Below are 21,961 nucleotides of genomic sequence, written 5' to 3'. Positions count from 1 at the left end.
GGAGGATTTCAAGATGAGTAAGATTTTAGAGTTAAGAGAAAAGAGAGCAAAGGCCTGGGATGCTGCAAAGGCATTCCTTGATGCCAAGAGAACGCAGGAAGGATTTGTATCCGCAGAGGATGCAGCCACTTATGACAAGATGGAAGCAGATGTCGTAAATCTCGGAAAAGAGATCGAGAGACTGGAAAGACAGGCTGCCATCGATGCAGAGCTTGCAAAGGCAACAAGCACACCGATCACCAATCAGCCGAATTCAAAGACTGACGGTGATACAAAGACAGGAAGGGCAACGGATGAGTATAAAAAGGCATTCTGGAACAGTATGAGAAACAAGATGTCATACGAAGTACAGAATGCCCTTTCCATTGGTACGGATTCCGAGGGCGGATATCTCGTACCGGATGAGTATGAGAAGAAACTCGTGGAAGCACTGGAAGAGGAAGTATTTTTCCGTAACCTTGCAACCGTCATCAAGACTTCAAGCGGTGACCGCAAGATCCCTATCGTCACATCAAAGGGCGAGGCAGCATGGATCGATGAGGGCGGACAGTTCCCTGAATCTGATGACAGCTTCGGTCAGACATCCATCAGTGCTTATAAGCTGGCAACCATGATCAAGGTGTCCGATGAACTCTTAAATGACAGTGTGTTCAATATTGAGCAGTATATTTCAAGGGAGTTCGGAAGAAGAATCGGTACAAAGGAAGAGGAAGCATTCTTTATCGGTGACGGCAAGGGAAAACCTACCGGAATCTTCAATGCCACAGGCGGTGCAGAGACAGGGGTTACTGCCAATAATACTTCCATTACATTTGATGATGTCATGGATCTTTATTACTCCCTGCGTGCTCCATACCGTAACAAGGCAGTGTGGCTTCTTAATGATTCGACCGTAAAGGCAATCAGAAAGCTGAAGGATGGAAACGGAAATTATATCTGGCAGCCGTCCGTAAGGGAAGGAGAGCCGGACAGGATCCTCAACCGTCCGTACCGCACATCCATTTATGTGCCGGAGCTTGCAGCAGGAAGCCGTGTCATGGCATTTGGTGATTACAGTTATTACTGGATTGCTGATCGTCAGGGCAGAAGTTTCAAGAGACTGAATGAGCTTTATGCTACAACGGGTCAGGTCGGATTCCTTGCTTCCGAGCGTGTGGACGGCAAGCTGATCCTTTCCGAGGCAGTTAAGACACTTGATATCAAGGCTGCCGGAAAGTAGGTGGACGGATGTTCGTAACGCTTGAGGAAGCCAAAGGTTATCTCAGGGTCGATTCGTCAGACGAGGATGATCTCATCCTCCGTCTGATGGAGACATCCGACAGCCTGATCTTAAATGTGACAAGACGTACACGGGCAGGACTAAAACGGCATGAGGCACTTATCCGTACTGCGGAACTGTATGCCATTGCTTATCTGTATGAGCACAGGGAAGAAGCCGATCATAAGACAATGACGGAAACACTGAAATATCTGCTCTTTGGGATCAGGAAGGAGAGATTCTGATGATTGAACTCATGCGTGAGAGGATCACGATACAGAAAAGCAGTACCAAAACAGATAAGACGGGAAACCACATGCTTGTGTGGGAAGATCACTATAAGTGTTTTTCCTATGCAAACAATCTGTCCGGTAAGGAATACTGGGAAGCAAAACAGGTCAATGCAGAAACAGAACTGGATTTTATTATCCGGTACTGCAGTGAGGTGTCAGGACTTGATACGGAGCATTACCGCATAGTTTTCCGTGGAAGACTTTATAATATTACATTCGTTGATAACGTGCAGTACAAAAACAAATCAGTAAGGATAAGGGCTGCCCTGATAAAGAGGTGATGGAATGGCAGAGAGAAGAACGACCGTTGACGGTCTTGCGGATGCAATCATGGACGGACTCAAAGAGTATGCAGACCTTGCAACGGATACGGTCAAGGATGCGGTAAAAGATGTATCCAAGACGGTAAAGAAAGACATTCAGGCAAATGCCCCAAAGCGTACCGGCCGGTACAAAAAGAGCTGGACCGTGAAAAAGACAGCGGAAAGCAGTAATTCCCTCACGATGACTGTCCATTCCAAGGACAGATACCAGATCGCCCACCTGTTGGAGCATGGTCATGCAAAGCGGGGCGGCGGCAGGGTAGCCGGAAGGGAGCATATTGCCCCGGCAGAGGCAAAAGGAAACAGGGAGCTTCTGCTGAAGATTGAAAGGGGGCTGCGTTCATGACACATGAAGAAGTTGTGGCAATGATGGAAGAAATGAATCTTCCGTTTGCTTATGACCATTTTGTGGAAGGCGAATCCCCGGAACCGCCTTTTGCAGTATTTCTTTATCCGGGAAGCAGCAATTTCCCGGCAGACGGTAGGGTATATTATAAATCCAGCCGTCTGAATATAGAAATTTATACGGATTTGAAAAATCCGGAACTGGAATTTACAGTAGAAGCCGTGCTTGATCTGCACGGTATTTTTTATGAAAAAAGCGAAGTATGGATAGAAACTGAAAATCTGTATGAGGTGCTTTATCAGATGGAGGTATAGAAGATGGCTAATAAAAAGAACAAAGTCAAATTTAATATCTGCAATGTGCATTACGCACCGATTACGGTTGCAGAGGAAGGCACGGTCAGTTTTGGAACACCTGTACCAATGCCCGGTGCAGTATCCATCAGCATGGATCCGACAGGAGAGCCGGAATCATTTTATGCAGATGGTATTGAGTATTATGTAATCAACAACAATCAGGGATATGATGGTGACCTTGAACTTGCCATGATCCCGGAATCGTTCAGAACGGATATCTTAAAAGAGGAACAGGATGCCAATAAGGTGCTTGTGGAGAATGCAAATTCAGAAACAGGAAGCTTTGCACTTCTTTTTGAATTTGATGGTGATATCCGTAAGATCCGTCATGTGCTTTATAACTGTTCCGCATCCCGTCCGACCATTGAGTCAAAGACTAATGAAGAAGATAAGGAAGTGCAGACAGAAACACTGACAGTAAAGGCAAGACCAATGGCAGACGGATATGTCAAGGCAAAGACAGGAGATTCCACGACAGATACAGTTTATAACAACTGGTATAAGAGTGTGTATCTTCCGGCTGCAACTCCGGCACTGGAGCAGCAGTCAGCAAAATCAACCAAGAGTGTATCATAGGGAGGACTAAGACATGGGTATCAGAAAGGATATAGAAATTGACGGACAGATGGTTGCATTCAAGGCAAGTGCAGCCATTCCAAGAATCTACAGATTAAAGTTCCAGAGGGATATTTATAAGGATCTGGCAGTGCTTGAAAAGAGTATTGGAGATGGAAAAGAGGAATCATCAAACCTTGATATGTTTTCTCTTGAGATGTTCGAGAATATAGCATTTATTATGGCCAAGCATGCGGATCCAAGCATTCCGGACACACCGGAAGAGTGGCTCGATAATTTCAATACATTTTCAATTTATCAGGTTCTTCCGCAGCTTATTGAACTGTGGGGACTGAATGTAAAAACAGATGTAGAAGCTAAAAAAAACTTCGTCCGACAGAGCGTGAAATGACGACCCCGCTGTTTCTGCTACGATGTGTGCAGTTAGGTTTATCGATGGCAGATCTTGATATGCTGTCGATAGGCCTTATCAATGATATGTACAGTGAGAGCCGGAACGATGATTATAAGTATGCTGAGCTTGCCACACAGGAAGACTTCGACCGATTCTGATTGAGAACACAGCCTTTTTCTGTTATACTATCAGCAGAAAAAGGCTGAAATCAAGAAAAGGACGGTGGTTACAATGATGAAGATTTCTGGCGATTTTTATGTAAAGTGTAATAACTGCGGACACATCACATTTGTAGAAGCGGACAGTTTGGATTATGATACAACTTCAACTGAAAGATCTATGGGTGCTGAAGTAGAATATAATTTTTTTGGTGAATTCTGCTGTGAGGGCTGTGGAAGATATATAGACTATAATATTCGTGGATATGAATATCCTGTCGGTGCATTCAATTATTCGGATTCTGAATGCCACGGTGGAGAGTTCGTGGACGAGCCAAGTGCGGATATAGAATATGAATTTGATGAGTACTACAGTGATTATGCATACGAAGAATACATTGAAGCCGATGATATTCTGGAACAGAACCGTGAGCGGATAAGAAATATGACTCCGAGGGAATTTGAGTTATTTGTTGGGGAGATATTTGAAAGTCTTGGATTTACCGTAAAGGTTACCAAGGCAACAAGAGATGGAGGCAGCGATATTATTGCAACAAAAGCTGATCCGATTCCATTTACCCTGATTGTAGAATGTAAGCATTGGGGAGAAAAGCATAAGGTGGATGTCAGCGTTGTAAGGAGTCTGTATGGAGTCCAGACAGCAATGCAGGCCAATCAGTCCGTTGTTGTGACATCAACTAAATTTACAAGGGATGCAAGAAAATTTGCAGAGAGCAGAAAAACCATGATGCAGTTATGGGATATAGATGATCTTTTGAAATATATGAAGTAAAAAATATAATATTACATAGGACATCCGTCAGAAATGGCGGGTGTTTTTATTTTGTTACGGAGCAGAAATGCTCCTTTTTTTGTACCCATTTTTAGGAGGAGGTGAGAGGAATGGCAAGCCGTATTCAGGGGATCACGGTAGAAATTGGTGGTGATACAACCAAACTGCAGAATGCACTTAAAGGAGTGAACGGACAGATTAAGTCTACCCAGTCACAGCTTAAAGATGTAAATAAACTTCTGAAACTGAATCCGGGAAATACGGAGCTTCTGGCACAGAAGCATAAGCTGCTTGCGGAAGCGGTCAGTGAAACAAAAGAGAAACTGGCAACGCTGAAGACGGCAGCAGAACAGGCGAATACTGCACTTGCCAATGGCGAGATCTCACAGGAGCAGTACGATGCCCTTCAGAGGGAAATCGTGGAAACGGAACAGGACTTAAAAAATCTTGAAACACAGGCAAACCAGTCTGCGACAGCCGTACAAAAGATAGCATCATCCGGTGAAAAACTGAAGACAGTTGGGGATAACATTTCCTCTGCCGGACAAAAGCTTCTCCCGGTAACAGCCGGAGTGACTGCACTGGGTACGGCATCCGTAACGACCGCAGCTAATTTTGAATCTTCCATGTCACAGGTACAGGCAACAATGGGAATCACCAAAGATTCTATGTCCAAGGTCAACGGGCAGTCGGTAAATACGATGGATACCCTTTCAAAGCTGGCAAAGAAGATGGGTGCAGAGACGGCTTTTTCCGCATCTGAGTGTGCGGAAGCATTGAATTACCTCGCCCTTGCCGGATACGATACACAGCAGATGTGTGATACACTGCCGACCGTTCTTAACTTGGCAGCAGCCGGAGATATTGCCCTTGCTGATGCATCGGATATGGTAACGGATGCGATGTCTGCCCTTGGAATGGGAGTGGATGAAGCGGAAACAATGGTAGACCAGATGGCAAAGACGGCATCTACCACGAACACATCGGTTGCACAGCTTGGCGAAGGAATCCTTACCATTGGTGCGACTGCCAAATCCATCAAGGGTGGTACGGCAGAACTGAATACCGCACTTGGCATTCTTGCAAATAACGGTATCAAGGGAGCAGAAGGTGGTACACACCTCCGTAATATTATCCTGTCATTGCAGAACCCTACGGATAAGGCAGCAGCCCAGATGGAAGCCCTCGGACTTTCCGTATATGATTCTGAAGGAAACATGCGGTCAATGAATGACATTCTTGGAGACCTCAATAAGAGCATGGATGGAATGACATCTGCTGAGAAGTCAAATATCATCAGCACCATTTTCAATAAGACAGACCTTTCTTCCGTAAATGCCCTGCTTGCAAATACGGGGGACACATGGGACAGCTTGCAGAAGTCCATCACGGACAGCGGTGGTGCTGCACAGCAGATGGCAGATACACAGCTTGATAACTTACAGGGACAGATCACCATCTTAAAGTCAGCACTGGAAGGCCTGGCTATTTCATTTGGAGAACTCCTGATGCCGGCCATTAAACAGATAGTCGGATGGGTACAGAAGTTTGTTGACTGGCTGAATGGACTGAGCGAGGGAACAAAAAAGACGGTCGTTACGATTGCACTTCTGGCAGCAGCACTCGGCCCCGTTCTTATCGTGATCGGCAAGGTAATATCCGCAGTCGGCACGATCATGACAATCGTTCCGAAGATTGCCGGAGTCATCAATACGGTAAAAGGAGCATTTGCAGCACTTAATACTACAATGCTTGCAAATCCAATCGTTCTTATCATTGCAGCAATAGCAGCTCTTGTGGCTGCTTTTATTTATTTGTGGAATAACTGCGATGGATTCCGTCAGTTCTGGATAGACCTTTGGGAGAATGTAAAACAGGTAGCCATCACGGTATGGAATGCCATAAAAGCGTTCTTTTCACAGGTATGGGAAGCAATCAAGATGATATTCTCGACCGTGTTTGAAGTGATAAAAACGCTGGTAACCACTTATTTCAATCTGTATAAAACCATCATTGAAACGGTATTCAATGTAATAAAGACCGTCATTACTACGATCTGGAATGCAATCAAGGGCGTGTTTACTACAGTTTTCAATGTGATAAAAACACTGGTCACAACGTATTTCAATATTTATAAGACCATTATCCAGACGGTGCTTACTGTTATCCAGACGGTTATCACGACCGTGTGGAATACGATAAAAACGGTCATTACCACAGTACTAAATGCGATAAAGACCATTTTTTCCACGGTATGGAATGCAATAAAGACGATCATCAGTGCAGTGGTAAGCGGAATCAAGGGACTGATCACGGGAGATTTCACTGCAGTTAAAAATTCCATTACCACGATAATGAATACGATAAAGAGTACCATTTCCACTATCTGGAATACCATCAAGTCCACCATTTCCACGGTGCTTGGTGCAATCAAGGGTGCGGTCACATCCGTATTTAACGGAATCGTAAATGCAGTGAAGGGTGCAATGGGAAATGTCCTAAATGCCGTAAAATCAGGATTTTCCAATGTAAAGAGCCACATCACGGGTCTGGCTTCACAGGCATTTACATGGGGCAAGGATCTTATCATGGGAATCGTAAACGGCATCAAGAGCTGCATCGGTGCAGTCGGGGATGCAGTAAAGAGTGTGGCTGACAAGATCAAGTCATTCCTTCACTTCTCCGTGCCGGATGAAGGTCCTCTTACTGATTATGAGTCATGGATGCCTGACTTTATGGGCGGACTTGCCAAGGGAATCGAAAAGAGCCGTGGAATGATTCAGAAAGCAGTCAGCGGGGTTTCTTCCGACATGGTCATCAATCCAAAGGTCAGCGGGGTGGAAAACATGACAGGAAACCCAACGGCACAGCAGACGGAAAGCATCTCAGGAATGCTTTCTGCAATTACTTCTGCAATCCGGGATGTTAAGGGAGACAGCGGAGACATTGTCATTCCTGTATATCTGGGCGGTACGATGCTTGATGAGGTTATTGTATCGGCACAGCAGAGGGCAAATTTAAGAAGCGGAGGAAGATAGCATGGCATATATACAGTATCTTGTTTTTAACGGCCGTTCCCTTCCGAAGCCGGATTCTTATGACGTGGGGCTTTCCGATGTAGAGGCAGATTCCGGTGGGGAAACGGAAGCCGGAACAACACAGAGGGATGTGGTAAGGACGGGAGTGGCAGACATTTCCGTCTCTTTTTCCGTATCACCGAAGTGGGTAAAACTTCTGACGGCATATTCCAAACTGCCGAAGATCACAGTGGAATATTTTGATACGGAAACCTTGGACTTAAAAGAAGCAGAAATGTATATTACGGGATTTAAGGCAAAGCTGGAAAAAGATACGTCATATAAAGGTCTGTGGACGGTATCTTTTTCCCTGAAAGAAATGTAGGAGGCGGATACGGTGTTTGAGGTATCAGAAAAATTCAAGAATGCCGTAAGGCAGAATATAAGAAAATATGAATGGTACGGGACCATCACGACAAAAGCCGGAAAGGAATATCAGTTTACTGCTAAGGATATCGTGAAAGGTTCCGGCTACATAAAATGGCAGTGCTGCAGTAATACGGAGATAGAACTCGGAACGGTTTATGCTGCGGAAATGGGAATCAGCCTGTTTTCGGAAATCGACCGCTATACCCTTGAGGATGCAGAAGTAAGGCTTTATTACCGTCTGACACTTCTGGATGGAACAAAAGAGACCATACCGATGGGAATTTATGAGATCTCAGAAGCAAACAGGAAGGTACGGACACTGGAACTGAAAGGCTATGATCATATGCTCCGGTTTGAAAAAACGCTGAAGCTGGATTCTTCAAGCGGAACGCCATATCAGTTTCTAAAGGCTGCGTGTGATGCCTGTAAGGTTGAGATGGCACAGACGGTTGCAGAAATCAACGCCCTCCCAAATGGAAAAACCACACTCGGTGTTTATTCAGATAATGACATGGAAACATTCCGTGACCTGATCTTTTATGTGGCACAGGTGGTAGGCTGTTTCTGCCAGATAGACCGGTATGGAAAACTAATTCTCAAAAGATATGGAAATGAGTCTGTATGGAATGTGGAGCAGAAGGAAAGGTTCGACAGCAGTTATTCGGATTTTGTTACAAGATATACTGCCGTGTCATCCACGAACCAGATCAGCCAGACGGCAGAGTATATTGCGATGGAAAAGGATGATGCCCTTACAATGAACCTCGGCATCAATCCTCTTCTTCAGTTCGGACTGAAATCCGTAAGGGAGAAAATCCTGCGGGAAATTCTGACGGCACTGCAGAAGATAAATTATGTCCCGTTTGACAGTAACACCATAGGAAATCCGGCAATGGAAGTCGGTGATATCCTTAAGTTCTCCGGTGGCCATGCAGACGAAACAAAAATAAGCTGCATAACAAGCATCGAGTGTAAGATCTACGGAAAGATGACACTGAAATGCGTGGGTAAAAATCCGAGACTTGCATCTGCCAAGAGCAAGAACGATAAGAACATTACAGGTCTTATCAATTCCGTGGAAAGCGGAAGGACCATTATTTATAACTTTGTAAATGTTGCCCCGTTTGAAATAGGACAGTCACTGACGAATGTTATGGATATTGATTTTACTGCAACGGAGGACACAACGGCAGCGTTCCAGTGCGAGATGCTTCTCGAAGTAATAAAGCCGGAGGATGCTACTGCAGATGGAGAGACGGAAGAAGAAAACCCAGAGCCGGAACTTCCGGAGCTTTCCATCATATACAAAATAAATAATGAAACCATTGATACCTTTATGCCGACAAAGACTTGTCTGTATGGAAAGCATATTGTGACATTGTTCTTTCCGATATCAAAAGTCATTGAGAACAGTTCAAATACATTTTCGATGTATCTGAAAATTTCAACCGGAAGCCTAAAGATAGGAGAGGCACAGATAAGGGCAACAATTAGTGGTCAGGGACTTGCAGCCGGACTGGGAGACTGGAACGGTCGTATCAATATCAATGAGAATATCGGATATATCAGTATTGCAGATGTGCCGTTTGTGGCAGACACATTCCGTGATAAGGTTTCGGTTACATTTCCGTCATCAAGGAGGCCGGGAATTACCCAGACGATTGGAAATATCAGCATTACAGGCCAGAACTTTGTTGCAGACACATTTACCGACCGTGCATGGATCACGGAAATCCTCCGTACATTTGTACTCACAAGCGTGCGTGGAAATCCGAAGTATAACGGATATATTACAGTCAATACCGAGGAGAACTTCACGTTGAGGAAACGGTATGCACAGAAGTCGGAACCTGAATCAATGGATCGTGGATATGCCGAACAGCTTCTGATAGATGTCTCTTATTTCGCGAGGGTGGATGCGGTGGAAATCAACGGCTATACGTCTGGAATCAGACCACAGTTTGTAATCACCGTGGCAGATACATCCGTCAAGGTTCCAGATACCGTGGAAACAGAAAATGGATTTTATGAGCTTAAAGCCGTTACGGAAGAAACACAGGAAGCCGTATCACAGGAGATAGATGAAGGATTCCTTGAGTGTACGGGCATAGATATCTCCGGATTTGACGGAGTGAAAGGAGTCGAATTTACACTATGAATTATGACAATATAAATGATATTTTTTCCGCAGGAGTCACCAACATGACCTGTCTTTTACAGGACAGCAACAACTATGATGGCGGTACGCTTGCGGTCAGCGGGGCAGACTTCTTTACATTTCTTGGGAAGGCTGTCCCTTCCATTTATGCACATGGTGATTCCTACTGGGGAATCGGAAGTGATGTGACACATCTTAAGATAAATAACCGTGATACAAGAATGAGATCCTTATACCGGGAGGAAGGAACTCTTTACAGTTATTACAGATTTTTGAAGATCAGGTGGGAGGGGTGGTCACATTACAATGCATCGGGAGCAGACTATCAGCTTAAGTATGATCTGGTTTTCTGGGATACTGGCGATATTTCACTTCATATGATTTCCGTTCCGGTCCAGTGTTATGACGGTGCGTTTGGATTTACTGCAGATAAGAATTACACATTTACCAAGCCGGATACGGATTCACCGGACATTACATTCCAGTACTATGCAGAGAGTAAGACCTTTGAAGTGAAATACACACCGCTTGACCTGTTAGTCCCTTTTAAACTTCTGGTCAAAGATGGTGACGGAAACCTGTATACGGTGGAAAACCAAGTGATAAATGAAGAATTACAGGAAACAGCAGATGTTCTCGTGAAACTGGAAGAAACGGAGATAACGGCACTTTTATTTAAAAAGAATGGATTTGCCAAAATGCCGGAATGGGATCTGATAAAGGCTCTGCCTTTCCCGTCAGTGTTAAGCTGGAGTGACAGCAGGGCATTTCCACTGAATGCGGTTATTACGGGAACACCGCCCAAGCAGTACATCGAATGCATGGCAGACCTCTCGGATGGAACGGTTCTTGGCATCAAGGCTCTGAATGCGGAATATACGGGAGACATTACCGTACAGTACAGTTATGATGGTGAAACTTTTACGGATGAGTCTACAATGACGGATTTTCTCACGATGGATCTGGATGAACTGCATGCAGGACTTCTTGAAGCCAAAACGATCACATTCCGCTTTTGGCTTGCGGGTGATGCAACACTGACATCCTTTGTTATGAATTATAGAAATGGAGATGATGACGATGCTCAGGGGAACAACAAGAATAGAGCTTACTGATGTAAATACGGGAGAGGTGGAAACCTATGAAAATCATAATATGGTAACCAATGCACTCCGGGATGTCCTTAAACCACTGGGACTTTCCAAAAGGCCAAGCAGATTTTTTAGTGACTTTGTACCGTATTATGAAAAACTCCTCGGAGGAATATTGTGTTTTGATAAGGAAATACCGGAAAATGCAGACAACTATTATCCTCCGGCAGATGCAGCATTGATAGGCTGTGCAGCATACGGGGTACAGAATAATACAAAGAATACATTCAGGGGCGGATTCAACCAGACGGAATCCGAGATCAATCTGAAGGACAGATATGTGAAGTATGTATATGACTTTGCAACGAGTCAGGCAAACGGTACGATTGCCAGTGTCTGCCTGACAAATAAGCATGGCGGTTTTACTTCATACGGAAGCAAGAATGCCAGCTATACAAGGGATTATCCGCTGATGCAGAGTATCTGTGAGGATAATCTGCAGTATGTTTATCCTGACAAGACGGGGGCAAACACGAGCAGCAAATATTCTGGAATGACGATGGGAAAGACCGAGCTGATATTCCTGATCGACAGGGCAAAGGATTGTGCATATTATTTTAAATTCGTGGATAATACACATATCCATATCACAAGGAGAAGGACATTCCTGAAAACGGTATCTATTCTTGATAACGTGAATACGACAAAACCCCTGATAGAGGAAATCGAGGTGCCGGAGCTTGGAACAGCCCTGCGTATCGGATACTGGGGATACAATTACGACCCGGCTTCGGAGTGCCTGTATATCTGTACGCATTCAGATTACAGGGTGGCACCGGATACGTCTTATCTGGTTACGGAGATCAGGATGGATACATGGAAGGTAAAGCAGTATGAGGTTAAAAATACAACAGACAAATATCTCCGTTCTGACAGCAACTGGCAGATGTTCGTTACGGACGGATACTTATATGTTAAAAGCTATGACTCACCATATGAGTTATACAAGATACAGATAAACAATCCGGCCAATGTGGTCAAATTCAAAAGAACGAATACCTCTAGCGTGAACGGAGTCCCAAAGTTTGTAATCAACGGAAGAATCTATTATGAAAATGCTTATGATCAACTGCTGATAGCGGATACGGCAACGAATGAGATCATGCCGCCGGAGGCACAGTCCTTGTTCAACAGCAGTTATCAGGTGAATGTTACACCTGTCCGCAATGAACCTTTATTGTATTTTGGTGACTACGGGACTTGGTCGACAACCGGGTGGCATATGATGTCCAATTATCTGGCAACCATCAATAATCTGGACACGCCCGTTACCAAAACAGCGGACAAGACAATGAAGATCACTTATATCTTACAGGAACAATAAAATAATTTTCGGAAATCGGCAGTTATCCATTACGGGTAGCTGCTTTTTTCATACAAAAAATCAAAGGAGGACAAGACGATGAAGGAATTCTGGAATGCGGTACAGTTTGTATTTACGGCAGTCGGGGGATGGCTCGGCTATTTCCTTGGTGGATGTGACGGTCTGCTTTATGCACTGCTTGCATTTGTGGTGATTGATTACATTACGGGAGTGATGTGTGCAATCAGTGACCAGAAGCTGTCCAGTGCAGTCGGATTTAAGGGAATCTGTCGTAAGGTGCTGATTTTTCTTATGGTCGGCATTGCAAACATTATGGATGTACATGTCATCGGCACTGGAAGCGTGCTTCGGACGGCAGCCATTTTCTTCTACATCTCAAACGAAGGGATATCCCTTCTGGAGAATGCATCCCATCTGGGACTGCCTGTTCCGGCAAAGATAAAAGCCGTTCTGGAACAGCTCCATGACAGGGCAGAAGATGACAAAGACAACGGGGAAGGGTGACGCCTTCCCTATTTTATTACAAAGAAATGGAGGATCATATTATGAGTCAGAGATTTGGAATTGATGTAAGCAGATGGCAGGGCAGTTTTGACTTTGCAAGGGCTAAGAGTAAGGAAGGCGTGGAGTTTGCCATTATCAAAGCCGGAGGTGCTGATTCCGGGTTTTATAAGGACAGCCAGTTTGAGGCAAACTATAAGAAATGCGTGGAATGCAGACTTCCGAAAGGGGCATATTTTTATGGAAATGCCAGAAGTACTGCAGAAGCAAAGAAAGAGGCAGGGTATTTCCTTTCACTCCTTAAGGGGAAGAAATTTGAGTACCCGGTCTTTTATGATGTGGAAGGCAGCATGATCACAAAGAACGACAGGAACACACTGACACAGATCATCAAGGCATTCTGTTCAGAGATGGAAGTAGCCGGATACTGGGTCGGTATTTATTCATCCGAGTCATTTTTTAATATTGAGATGAACGATGGGGAGCTTACCCGTTACACCCACTGGGTTGCCAGATGGGGAAAGAACAAGCCGGCCCCGGCAAGCGGTGCGGAAACACAGATCTGGCAGTTTGGTGGTGAGACGAACCTTATCCGCAGCAATAAGATCAACGGACAGACCTGTGATCAGGATTACTGCTATGTGGATTTCCCGGCAAAGATCAAGGCAGCAGGACTGAATGGTTATGCGAAGGGAAACAGCAGTGCTCCGGCAAAGAAATCAAACGAGGAGATCGCAGCAGAGGTCATTGCCGGAAAGTGGGGTAATGGCACGGAAAGACAGAACCGTCTGTCTCAGGCGGGATATGATTATTCTGCCATTCAGAGCATCGTGAATAAAAAGCTCTCTCCATCCAAGAAATCCGTGGATGAGATCGCAAGGGAAGTCATTCATGGTGACTGGGGAAACGGGACGGAGCGTAAGAACAGGATCAGTGCTGCCGGATACGATTATTCCGCAGTGCAGAAAAGGGTAAACGAGCTTTTAAGATAAGGATATGGCTGATGGTCAGGGATGGCTGTCAGCCGTATTTTTTTCAGTTTATGCCAAGGATAAAAAGGTGAAAGGTATCCGAGAAAACACTTGCTATTATTGGCTTTCAGAGTGATATATAGACTACCAAAACGAAAGGAGGCATGGCTTGTGGAAATTCAGATCAGGGAAGGAAACAGGGAACAGAAGAGAAAATTAAGGGTATGTGCATACTGCCGTGTATCAACGGATGCAGATGAACAGGAAAATTCACTGGAAAACCAGATAAGGCATTATGAAACAGTCATAAAAGCGAACCCGGCTTATGAATATGCCGGAGTCTACAGTGATTTTGCCATATCAGGGTTCAAGGAAAAAAGACCCGGTCTGCAGAAGATGCTTGCTGATGCACAAAAAGGAAAGATAGACCTTATATTAACAAAATCGGTATCACGTTTTGCAAGAAACACCTCAATCGTTCTGGAGGCTACACGAAAGCTGAAAGAACTAAATGTAGGTGTTTTTTTTGAACTTCAGAATATCAATACGCTGTCAGGGGAAGGGGAGCTGATGCTCACGATACTGGCGGCATTTGCACAGGCAGAAAGCGAAAGCGGAAGCGCCGGAGCAAAGATGGTGTACCAGAGAAAATATGAAGCGGGTATTCCGGTACAGTACCTTGAGCGTTCTTTCGGATATACGAAAGACGAAAGGGGAGTCTATATCGCAGATGAATCCGAAGCGGTGTGGGTCAGAAAAATATATGAAATGGCAGCAGACGGATATACCCCGGCAGCCATTAAAAGATATCTGAATGAAAACGGGGTAAAGACCGTGGGCGGTACAAAGTGGATCGACAGCACGGTGTTCCGTCTGATTGAAAATGAGATCTATAAGGGCGATTACATCATGCATAAGCATTTTGTGAATGAAGAAAGAAAACTGGTAAGGAACAGGGGAGAAGTTGATGCATGGTATATCGAAGATGACCATGAAGCAATCGTATCCCCTGAACTCTGGCAGAAGGCGCAGGATGCCATTGAAGCAAAGCGGGATTATCTTGCCGAAGGTTCGGTAATTGAAGAATTTACGGAAGATAACTACCCATACATGAACAGGATATTCTGTGCAAAATGCGGACATCCGCTTTACAAACGTATCTACAGTAACGGCAACAGACTGAACTGGGGGTGCAGCGGTACGAAGCGGTATGGGAAATCCTTCTGTGAAGGGATAAACATTCCGGACGGGGTACTTCGAAAAGCATGGCATTTTGACGGGAATATGTATATTGATGAGAAACCTTCCGTAAAGGGAACAAAAGAATTCACCTATCTGAAGGAGAGCTCATGGAAAAGAAGGCATAAGAAGAAAGTGCCGGAAGCAATACCGGAAAATACGGAAGAAGCATATCCGTACAGAAAGAAGATATTCTGCGGACTCTGCGGAAGCAGACTGGTCCGCCATGTAAATCCGAAAAGCCATAAGGTCATATGGATATGCAACGGGACCAAACGAAAAGGAGTGGCATTCTGCGGGGGGACAAGGATTCCTGATTCCGTTATCAGGGGATGGGGAGAAATCAAAAAAGATATTTATATTCAGAGAAAGGATGATAAGAATGGCAAGAAGCGTTACAGTTATACCAGCAAGAAACCGACAGCGTGAAACAGGACGCAGGGCGGTACAGGAAAAGAAGATAAGGGTGGCAGCCTACTGCCGTGTTTCCACGGATCAGGAAGACCAGCTCCACAGCTTTGAAGCACAGGTTGATTATTACACCAAATATATCAATGACCATGAAAATTATGAAATGGCGGGCATCTATGCGGATGAGGGTATTTCAGGAACTAACACCAAGAAAAGGGAACAGTTCAAAAGAATGATCGCAGACTGCGAAGGCGGCAAGATAGACCTTGTCATTACAAAGTCCATCAGCCGTTTTGCCAGAAACACGCAGGACTGTCTGGCATATTCCAGAAAGCTGAAGAACCTCGGAATCGGTATCATATTTGAAAAGGAAAACATCAACACCCTCGATTCTACCGGGGAGCTGCTTTTCACGATATTAAGCTCGCTTGCTCAGGATGAGTCAAGAAACATTTCGGAGAACTGCAAATGGGGCATCCGCACCAAATTCAAGAATGGTGAGATGCACCTGAATACATTCAAGTTCTTGGGCTACGATAAGGATAAGAACGGGAAGCTGGTCATCAATAAGGAACAGGCAAAAACGGTAAGACGCATCTACAGGGATTTCCTTATCGGCATCAATCCGGCACAGATTGCGAAGGAACTGACGGAAGAAAAGGTTCCGGGATGCAACGGACAGACGAAATGGTATCCAAGCACAATCGTGGGTATCCTGAAACAGGAAAAGCATATGGGCGATGCGCTTCTGCAGAAGACTTATACGGCTGATTTCCTTACCAAGCGTCAGGTAAAAAATAACGGGGAAATCGCACAGGTCTATGTTAAGGACAGCCATAAGGGAATCATAGATAAGGAAACATGGAATGCTGTGCAGGAAGAATTTGAACGCAGGGAACGGTTCATGAAAGACCACGGAACGGACAGGTACAGTTACGGTGCGGACTGCATGCCGTTCTGCGAGAAGGTATTCTGCGGTGAGTGTAAAAGCCTGTTTACAAGACATTCATGGAAATCAAGGGGAATCGTACAGTGGCAGTGCAAGAACCACCGGACGGATGGAAGGGTAACGTGCAGTAATGCCTATGTTGACAATTCCAACCTTGAAAAGGGATTTGTGAAGGCATTCAATAAACTGGTTGCGGACAGGGAAAAGTTCATGGAAAGATGGAATCAGATGAAGACAGACGGCAGTCCGCTTGAAAAGATACGGGCAGAGCAGATGATGGAAGCCACGGAGAATGAACCGCTTGGCAGATTTGTTCCTGAGATCGCACAACTTGTCCTTGCGGAAGTGACGGTGCTTGGTGCAAAGAAATATGAGTTCTTCTTTCTGGAAGGAAGCAGGATAAAGGTTTCCGTATAAACTATTCGGAAACCTCATCATCCTGAAATCCGAACAGGTCAAGCTGGCTGCTTTGACCGTCCATATCTATCTGGTCAGTATCATCCTGTTCCGGGATATCGGACGGTTCTTCTTCCACGGCTTTTTTCTGCGGGAGCTTGTGGGTGTAGAGTTTATCCCAAGGGAGCGGATTCCGGCATTTCTTGTTGTAGCCGATAAGGATCGCTTCCGCAAATCCAAGGGAGCCGGAACGCCTGTCCTTGGCGGTGCGTGAAAGTTCCTTTATGGATATCCTTCCGAGCTTTTCCTTGAAAACATCATCTTTGACGGCATCACCGTATGCATTCAGGAAACGTGCCAGACCGTTCATCATATTTGCACTGAATGACTGGGATGCACCTTCCCATGTGGCAGCAATCAGGCGGATCACATGGTCGAGCATATGGTAGCCGTATTTATCGTGGATGTTTTCCAGTGTTGCAACGGCACAGATACCTCCCGGAGCAGTTGTTGAAGTGATGGTAAGGTCATAGGACTCTACCAGATCACGGATGATGAGCTGCTTGTCATTACCGGCCTCTATGTTTGCCATGAATATCTCATAGGGCAGAAGGGGCTTTACATATTTCATCTGGTTTGCAAAGATATCCGCTTCGTGTTCGTATTCCAGATCATCGTAGACCATGCACCATACGGGCGTTTCACGGGAGCCGGAAACAAGTGCAACAATCTCAATGGTGTGCTGTCCGTTAAATACATAATTTATCCCGTCCCTGCGGCTGACCTTTACCGGATTTATCTGATACAGGTCAAAGTGGGAAGCAGCGTTTTTTACATGATGCTGTGAAAGGTTGCGCTGGTATTCCTGATTGGATACAAGGTTTCTGATAGGTATCTGCTCAAAGTGTACCTTTGGTACGAACTGCATTAGGTCGGTTTCTGTCCTTTGTTCATCGTTTATCTGTTCTTCTGTCATTTCGAATCATCCTCCTCAAGCTGCGAAAGCAGTTTTGTTATTTTTCTTGTAAGGTTTAATAGCTGCATTTTCACTTCGCGCCTTGCTTTGGTGGAGGTAGAAGTAAAATCAGTAAGTTCCATTGTCCTTGATATGGTCTTTGACCATGAAGGAATCGTGAATTTAAGGCTTTCGAGTTCCGAATCCGGATCCGTAGCCGGCATCTGTTTGATTCCGGCTTCGGCACTGGCTTTTTCCCTCTTTATTCTCCGTGAATCCGGTTTTCCAGTCGGAAGCCTCTGCCATCTTAATTCGTGCCGGAGCTGTGAGTAGCCGATGCGGTCGATAGAACCGCTGTCCAGCAGACGTTTCAGTCCGTTTATATCCTCGATTGGAAGCCGTGAAAGCTCTATGATGTTCTCGTGGGAGACACGGAGTTTTCCCGTCAGTATCTTCTGTGCAATCTCAGGACTTTTCTGTTTCAGGTCATCGACCGCACGGGCATAGATATCATATTTTGTCACGGTGGAAAAACCAAAATTGTATTCATTCCCTATGACGGTTGCAACATCTGTCTTGCGTACATATTTCTGTGACACCTGTCCGTCAGGGTTTGCAGTCTTATCAGGATTTTCTTTTAGGAATTTTCCAACGGCTGTATTCATTTCGGCACGGAACATTCTGCCTATCAGATATTTCTTATATTCCCCCGTAAGGTCAGTGCGTTTTAACTGAGCACGGCAGATAAAGGATACTGCCTCATCCCGGCTTTCAAACAGGATGCGTCTTAAGGTGAAGTGTATATCCCACCTTTTACAGAGATCATAGCGGAGATGACCGTCTATGATGATATTGTTCCATACACATACAGGGTCAGTACATCCGTGGTCAAAAATATCCTCTTCAAGTTCTTCCATGTATTGTGTGTCCCTCGGCTGGATAAGGTCTGTAAATTCCGGGTCTTTTACAAGTTCCGGCATTGGCATGTCATTCATAGTGCTTCCTCCGTTCTTGCCGTATCATCCACAAGCACACAGTCATTCATGGAGAAGCTGGCGAGACATTCCTTTGAATTTAATGCACCGTAGATACGGTAGCTCTGGTTCTCTGCCAGATTCACGTTGGTGACACGAAGGGCCTGCAGAAGCTCCGTACTGTATAATTCGCAGCAGTAGTGGCTGTCAGATCCACAGGTGCGTACACGGTGTGCCAGATAATCCCTGCGGACGCTTTTCCTTACGGCAATCATGCTGCTTTTGGGATTTACAAGGAGCTGGATATACTCAGGGTCACCGAGCATATGGAGCGTAAGTTTATGTATGCGGATTCTGTTTTTCTTTAAGTCAATGCAAAGGACCGGCTTCAAAGAGGTTTGTCTGTTCATAGTGTTGTTCCTCCTTTTCTGGATGTTCTGGATTTTCTTCCGGGGTGGAAGTGCTGCTGTTTTCGGAAATGCCGAATACCGCATATCCGTCAAACATATTGATCTGAAGACTGCTCTGGTGTTCTTCCACAGGCACACCGAACTGGTTCTGCCATTCTTCCGGATAGCTTGGGGTGCGGGAAGTTTTTATTTTTCCGTCTTCCTTTTCAGAGCGTACAAAGATCTCCGGTGTGGTAAGGTCAAAAACAAACAGCAGCTCGTTGTCTGACTTTATAAGTTTGCCGAGCAGCTTATAACGGTATGCCGAATTCCATCCCATAAGGGATACGACTTTTGCAAAAAAGATACGGCATGTGATCTGCCTTGGTGACCGTTTTGATGTTGCGGAACACCACCGGAAGGAATCTTTCTCGTCTTCCTGACATGGACGTACTGCCAGTTTTTTCTCGTCCGGGTTAACAAGTATCTGAACAAAGTCCGTATCCGGCAGTTTCTTGATACAGGCGGTATTTACGGATACTTTGTTGGAATTAAAGGTAAATGACGGTTCGTAGGTATGTGCGAAAAATTCTCCACGGACTACCTGATAGCCGTCATAACTGAATGCATCATCTTCCATAACGGGAATGTTGTTTCTTTCATTGTTCGTCTGTGTGTTCATCTGTATTCTCCTTCATATCGGACATGATCTGTTCGATATTTCTTTCTATGTCATCTTTGCTGGTGACCTGTATGTCATTGTCTTTGTATATGACGGATGCATGGGATATGTCAGGCTCCATGCCTTTTCCAAATCCGGCAAGCTCCTGTGCCTGTGCGTGGCTGTAATAGTTGCTGCCGAATGTATCTGCCCAGTCCGGAGGATAAGCACGGACATTCCTGCGGTTGCTGTCGGTAAAGGGCTTTACGGATGTATCTGATTCCGGAAGTGAGCTTACTGTGTCATTGGGTATGAATATTTCCGGTTCTGTAAGATTGAAGAGCAGAATGGCATCATTTCCTTTGCCCCGTTTTATTCCGGTGATGCGGTAACGGCAGTCATCCTTCCAGCCGAGAAGGGAGTACAGGGTAGGGAGAAATGCAGTTCCGCTGATTCCCCTTGGAAAACTGACCCCGCTTTTCTTTTTAGACCACTGCATGGCATTACGGCATTCTTTTCCGGCAGTCCTTACTGCAAGGATCCGTTTCTGTGGATGCATAAGCAGTTCTACAAGCGTGCTTTCAAGTCTCCGGACGGCAGGACAGGAAAAACGGATATCTCCCTGACTGAAAGTGACCGTGATACGGTCCGTACTGTCAAAAAACTGGGAGCGTGCAATTTCATATCCACGGAGGTCGAAGTCACCGGACTGTACCTCTACCGGAGCAGAAGAAGCGGAAGTCTGCTCCGTGCCGTTATATACACTTGCAGAAGCATTGATATAGTCATCTTCCTTAAATCCGGCCCATCTGGGATTGATGGAAACAAAACCTTTGAGGACTCCCTCCGGGATGACTTTAAGCTCCGGCAGCAGTCCTTTATTTCCGTATTTCGCATTACTGATAAGCCTCTGTACTGCAATGAAGTCATCCCTTGATATGATGGCTTCATGGTGGTTACGCTTACGGTACTGCGGACGGTTCTGCATATTTTTCTTTGACTTGTGATTCAGATAGTTTGGGGTATAGGTCTTATGTGCGAGTACATCACCGCAGTGGCGTTCGTTCTGCAGTATCTGAAGGATAGAGCCGGGGGACCATACGGTGTTTCCCTTTTTGGTCATGCATCCAAGTTCCGTCAGGGTGTCGGCAATTTCCTGACAGGTGCATCCGTTTAGGTACATCATGAATATGAGCTTTACGATTTTTGCTTCTTCTTCGTTGATGACAAGATTGCCGTCTTCATCGTGGTCATATCCGAGAAGTATCGGTGTCAGGAATATTCCCCTACGGAAACGCATCTCAATGGAAGCGTTCATGATCTCGCTTTTTGTATGGCTTTCTTCCTGTGCAAGTGTGGCCATGAAGGAAAGCACCATCTCGCTTTTGGGGTCAAAGGTATTGAGCCTTTCCGTTTCAAAGAACACACCGACAGGGTGGGGAAGGGCAAGCAGCTCACGGACATACCCGATGCAGTCCACGACATTTCTTGCAAAACGGGATACGCTTTTTGTAACGATAAGATCTATCTTGCCCTGTTTACAATCCTCGATCATCAGCTTGAACTGGTCACGGTGCTGCAGGGAAGTACCGGAAATACCTTCATCCGCATAAATCTGTACGAGTTTCCAGTTCGGACTTTTGCTGATAACATCATGATAGTGGTTTTTCTGCAGTTCGTAAGAGGATGTCTGTCTCGGATCATCAGTGGATACCCTTGCATATACGGCAACACGCTGTTCATTTTCAACAGCAAAGATATCTTCCTGCGGAAGTGCCGGAATCACGTCAAGTTCATCGAGACTGACACCTTTATAACGTTCCCTGATCTTATTTTTCTGGTCGGCAACAGAACCGGCCTTATGCTCATTTTCGTTCATGACTAACCACCTTCATTTTTATGATGAGTTTATTATAAAATTTTCATATCAAAATAAAAT

23 protein-coding genes are annotated in these 21,961 nt (G+C 45.2%); 18 read left to right on the top strand and 5 right to left on the bottom strand.

What is annotated here, in order from left to right; translation table 11 throughout:
* Positions 1–13: 13 nt before the first annotated feature.
* The 18 genes from DWV73_RS03955 to DWV73_RS03875 all read left to right on the top strand — a co-directional run bounded on the left by DWV73_RS03955 (position 14) and on the right by DWV73_RS03875 (position 17,064).
* Positions 14–1,219, top strand: coding sequence for a phage major capsid protein (locus DWV73_RS03955; protein ID WP_117795910.1), 1,206 nt, complete (start codon positions 14–16; stop codon positions 1,217–1,219).
* An 8-nt stretch (positions 1,220–1,227) separates the two neighbouring features.
* A complete protein-coding gene (locus DWV73_RS03950) occupies positions 1,228–1,503 on the top strand; it encodes a head-tail connector protein (protein WP_117795909.1) in 276 nt (91 codons plus the stop codon).
* Positions 1,503–1,832, top strand: coding sequence for a phage head closure protein (locus DWV73_RS03945; RefSeq protein ID WP_117682657.1), 330 nt, complete (start codon positions 1,503–1,505; stop codon positions 1,830–1,832). The genes DWV73_RS03950 and DWV73_RS03945 overlap by 1 nt, the downstream gene beginning before the upstream one ends.
* 4 nt (positions 1,833–1,836) lie before the next feature.
* On the top strand, positions 1,837–2,220 hold the full coding sequence (locus tag DWV73_RS03940) for an HK97 gp10 family phage protein (protein ID WP_117795907.1): 384 nt from the start codon (positions 1,837–1,839) through the stop codon (positions 2,218–2,220).
* Positions 2,217–2,534: a hypothetical protein gene (locus DWV73_RS03935; protein ID WP_117795905.1), complete on the top strand. Its 318-nt coding sequence runs from the start codon at positions 2,217–2,219 to the stop codon at positions 2,532–2,534. Before DWV73_RS03940 ends, DWV73_RS03935 begins: the two co-directional genes overlap by 4 nt.
* A 3-nt stretch (positions 2,535–2,537) precedes the next feature.
* A complete protein-coding gene (locus DWV73_RS03930; protein WP_117781604.1) occupies positions 2,538–3,152 on the top strand; it encodes a major tail protein in 615 nt (204 codons plus the stop codon).
* Between the two features lie 13 nt (positions 3,153–3,165).
* On the top strand, positions 3,166–3,543 hold the full coding sequence (locus DWV73_RS03925; protein WP_117795903.1) for a hypothetical protein: 378 nt from the start codon (positions 3,166–3,168) through the stop codon (positions 3,541–3,543).
* Between the two features lie 26 nt (positions 3,544–3,569).
* Complete coding sequence (locus DWV73_RS13075; RefSeq protein ID WP_278286982.1) at positions 3,570–3,704, top strand: hypothetical protein; 135 nt, start codon at positions 3,570–3,572, stop codon at positions 3,702–3,704.
* 73 nt (positions 3,705–3,777) lie between these two features.
* Complete coding sequence (locus DWV73_RS03920) at positions 3,778–4,497, top strand: restriction endonuclease (protein ID WP_117795901.1); 720 nt, start codon at positions 3,778–3,780, stop codon at positions 4,495–4,497.
* Between the two features lie 110 nt (positions 4,498–4,607).
* Entirely contained in the window at positions 4,608–7,535 is a 2,928-nt protein-coding gene (locus DWV73_RS03915) for a phage tail tape measure protein (protein WP_117795899.1), read from the top strand.
* 1 nt (position 7,536) lies between these two features.
* Positions 7,537–7,899 carry a hypothetical protein gene (locus DWV73_RS03910; protein ID WP_117795897.1) on the top strand — a complete coding sequence of 121 codons (363 nt, stop codon included), beginning with the start codon at positions 7,537–7,539 and terminating at the stop codon, positions 7,897–7,899.
* Between the two features lie 12 nt (positions 7,900–7,911).
* Positions 7,912–10,101, top strand: a complete 2,190-nt coding sequence (locus DWV73_RS03905; protein ID WP_117795895.1) for a hypothetical protein — start codon at positions 7,912–7,914, stop codon at positions 10,099–10,101.
* Between the two features lie 44 nt (positions 10,102–10,145).
* Positions 10,146–11,216, top strand: coding sequence for a hypothetical protein (locus tag DWV73_RS03900; RefSeq protein WP_147341925.1), 1,071 nt, complete (start codon positions 10,146–10,148; stop codon positions 11,214–11,216).
* Positions 11,182–12,576: a hypothetical protein gene (locus DWV73_RS03895; RefSeq protein ID WP_117781224.1), complete on the top strand. Its 1,395-nt coding sequence runs from the start codon at positions 11,182–11,184 to the stop codon at positions 12,574–12,576. Before DWV73_RS03900 ends, DWV73_RS03895 begins: the two co-directional genes overlap by 35 nt.
* 78 nt (positions 12,577–12,654) lie before the next feature.
* On the top strand, positions 12,655–13,080 hold the full coding sequence (locus tag DWV73_RS03890; protein ID WP_117781223.1) for a phage holin family protein: 426 nt from the start codon (positions 12,655–12,657) through the stop codon (positions 13,078–13,080).
* Positions 13,081–13,121: 41 nt separating this feature from the next.
* Positions 13,122–14,069 carry a GH25 family lysozyme gene (locus DWV73_RS12955; RefSeq protein ID WP_181986208.1) on the top strand — a complete coding sequence of 316 codons (948 nt, stop codon included), beginning with the start codon at positions 13,122–13,124 and terminating at the stop codon, positions 14,067–14,069.
* Positions 14,070–14,219: 150 nt separating this feature from the next.
* Entirely contained in the window at positions 14,220–15,716 is a 1,497-nt protein-coding gene (locus DWV73_RS03880) for a recombinase family protein (protein WP_117795889.1), read from the top strand.
* A complete protein-coding gene (locus DWV73_RS03875) occupies positions 15,670–17,064 on the top strand; it encodes a recombinase family protein (RefSeq protein ID WP_117795888.1) in 1,395 nt (464 codons plus the stop codon). Before DWV73_RS03880 ends, DWV73_RS03875 begins: the two co-directional genes overlap by 47 nt.
* 1 nt (position 17,065) lies before the next feature.
* On the opposite strand, the gene DWV73_RS03870 is transcribed toward DWV73_RS03875, so the two are convergent.
* Genes DWV73_RS03870 through DWV73_RS03850 form a run of 5 tightly spaced genes read right to left on the bottom strand, consistent with a single transcriptional unit; the run spans position 17,066 to position 21,901 of the window.
* Positions 17,066–18,019: a DUF6551 family protein gene (locus tag DWV73_RS03870; protein ID WP_117781219.1), complete on the bottom strand. Its 954-nt coding sequence runs from the start codon at positions 18,017–18,019 to the stop codon at positions 17,066–17,068.
* On the bottom strand, positions 18,016–18,993 hold the full coding sequence (locus tag DWV73_RS03865) for a hypothetical protein (RefSeq protein ID WP_117795886.1): 978 nt from the start codon (positions 18,991–18,993) through the stop codon (positions 18,016–18,018). The genes DWV73_RS03870 and DWV73_RS03865 overlap by 4 nt, the downstream gene beginning before the upstream one ends.
* Complete coding sequence (locus DWV73_RS03860; RefSeq protein ID WP_242995482.1) at positions 18,990–19,382, bottom strand: hypothetical protein; 393 nt, start codon at positions 19,380–19,382, stop codon at positions 18,990–18,992. The genes DWV73_RS03865 and DWV73_RS03860 overlap by 4 nt, the downstream gene beginning before the upstream one ends.
* Complete coding sequence (locus DWV73_RS03855; protein WP_117795885.1) at positions 19,342–20,043, bottom strand: integrase; 702 nt, start codon at positions 20,041–20,043, stop codon at positions 19,342–19,344. The genes DWV73_RS03860 and DWV73_RS03855 overlap by 41 nt, the downstream gene beginning before the upstream one ends.
* Positions 20,021–21,901 (bottom strand): recombinase family protein, encoded by a 1,881-nt coding sequence (locus tag DWV73_RS03850; protein ID WP_117781216.1) that lies wholly within the window; start codon positions 21,899–21,901, stop codon positions 20,021–20,023. Before DWV73_RS03850 ends, DWV73_RS03855 begins: the two co-directional genes overlap by 23 nt.
* Positions 21,902–21,961: the final 60 nt, after the last annotated feature.

The organism is Clostridium sp. AF12-41, assembly GCF_003461685.1.
Taxonomy (GTDB): Bacteria; Bacillota; Clostridia; order Lachnospirales; family Lachnospiraceae; genus Otoolea; species Otoolea fessa.
This window is presented reverse-complemented; position numbering and strand designations above follow the sequence as displayed.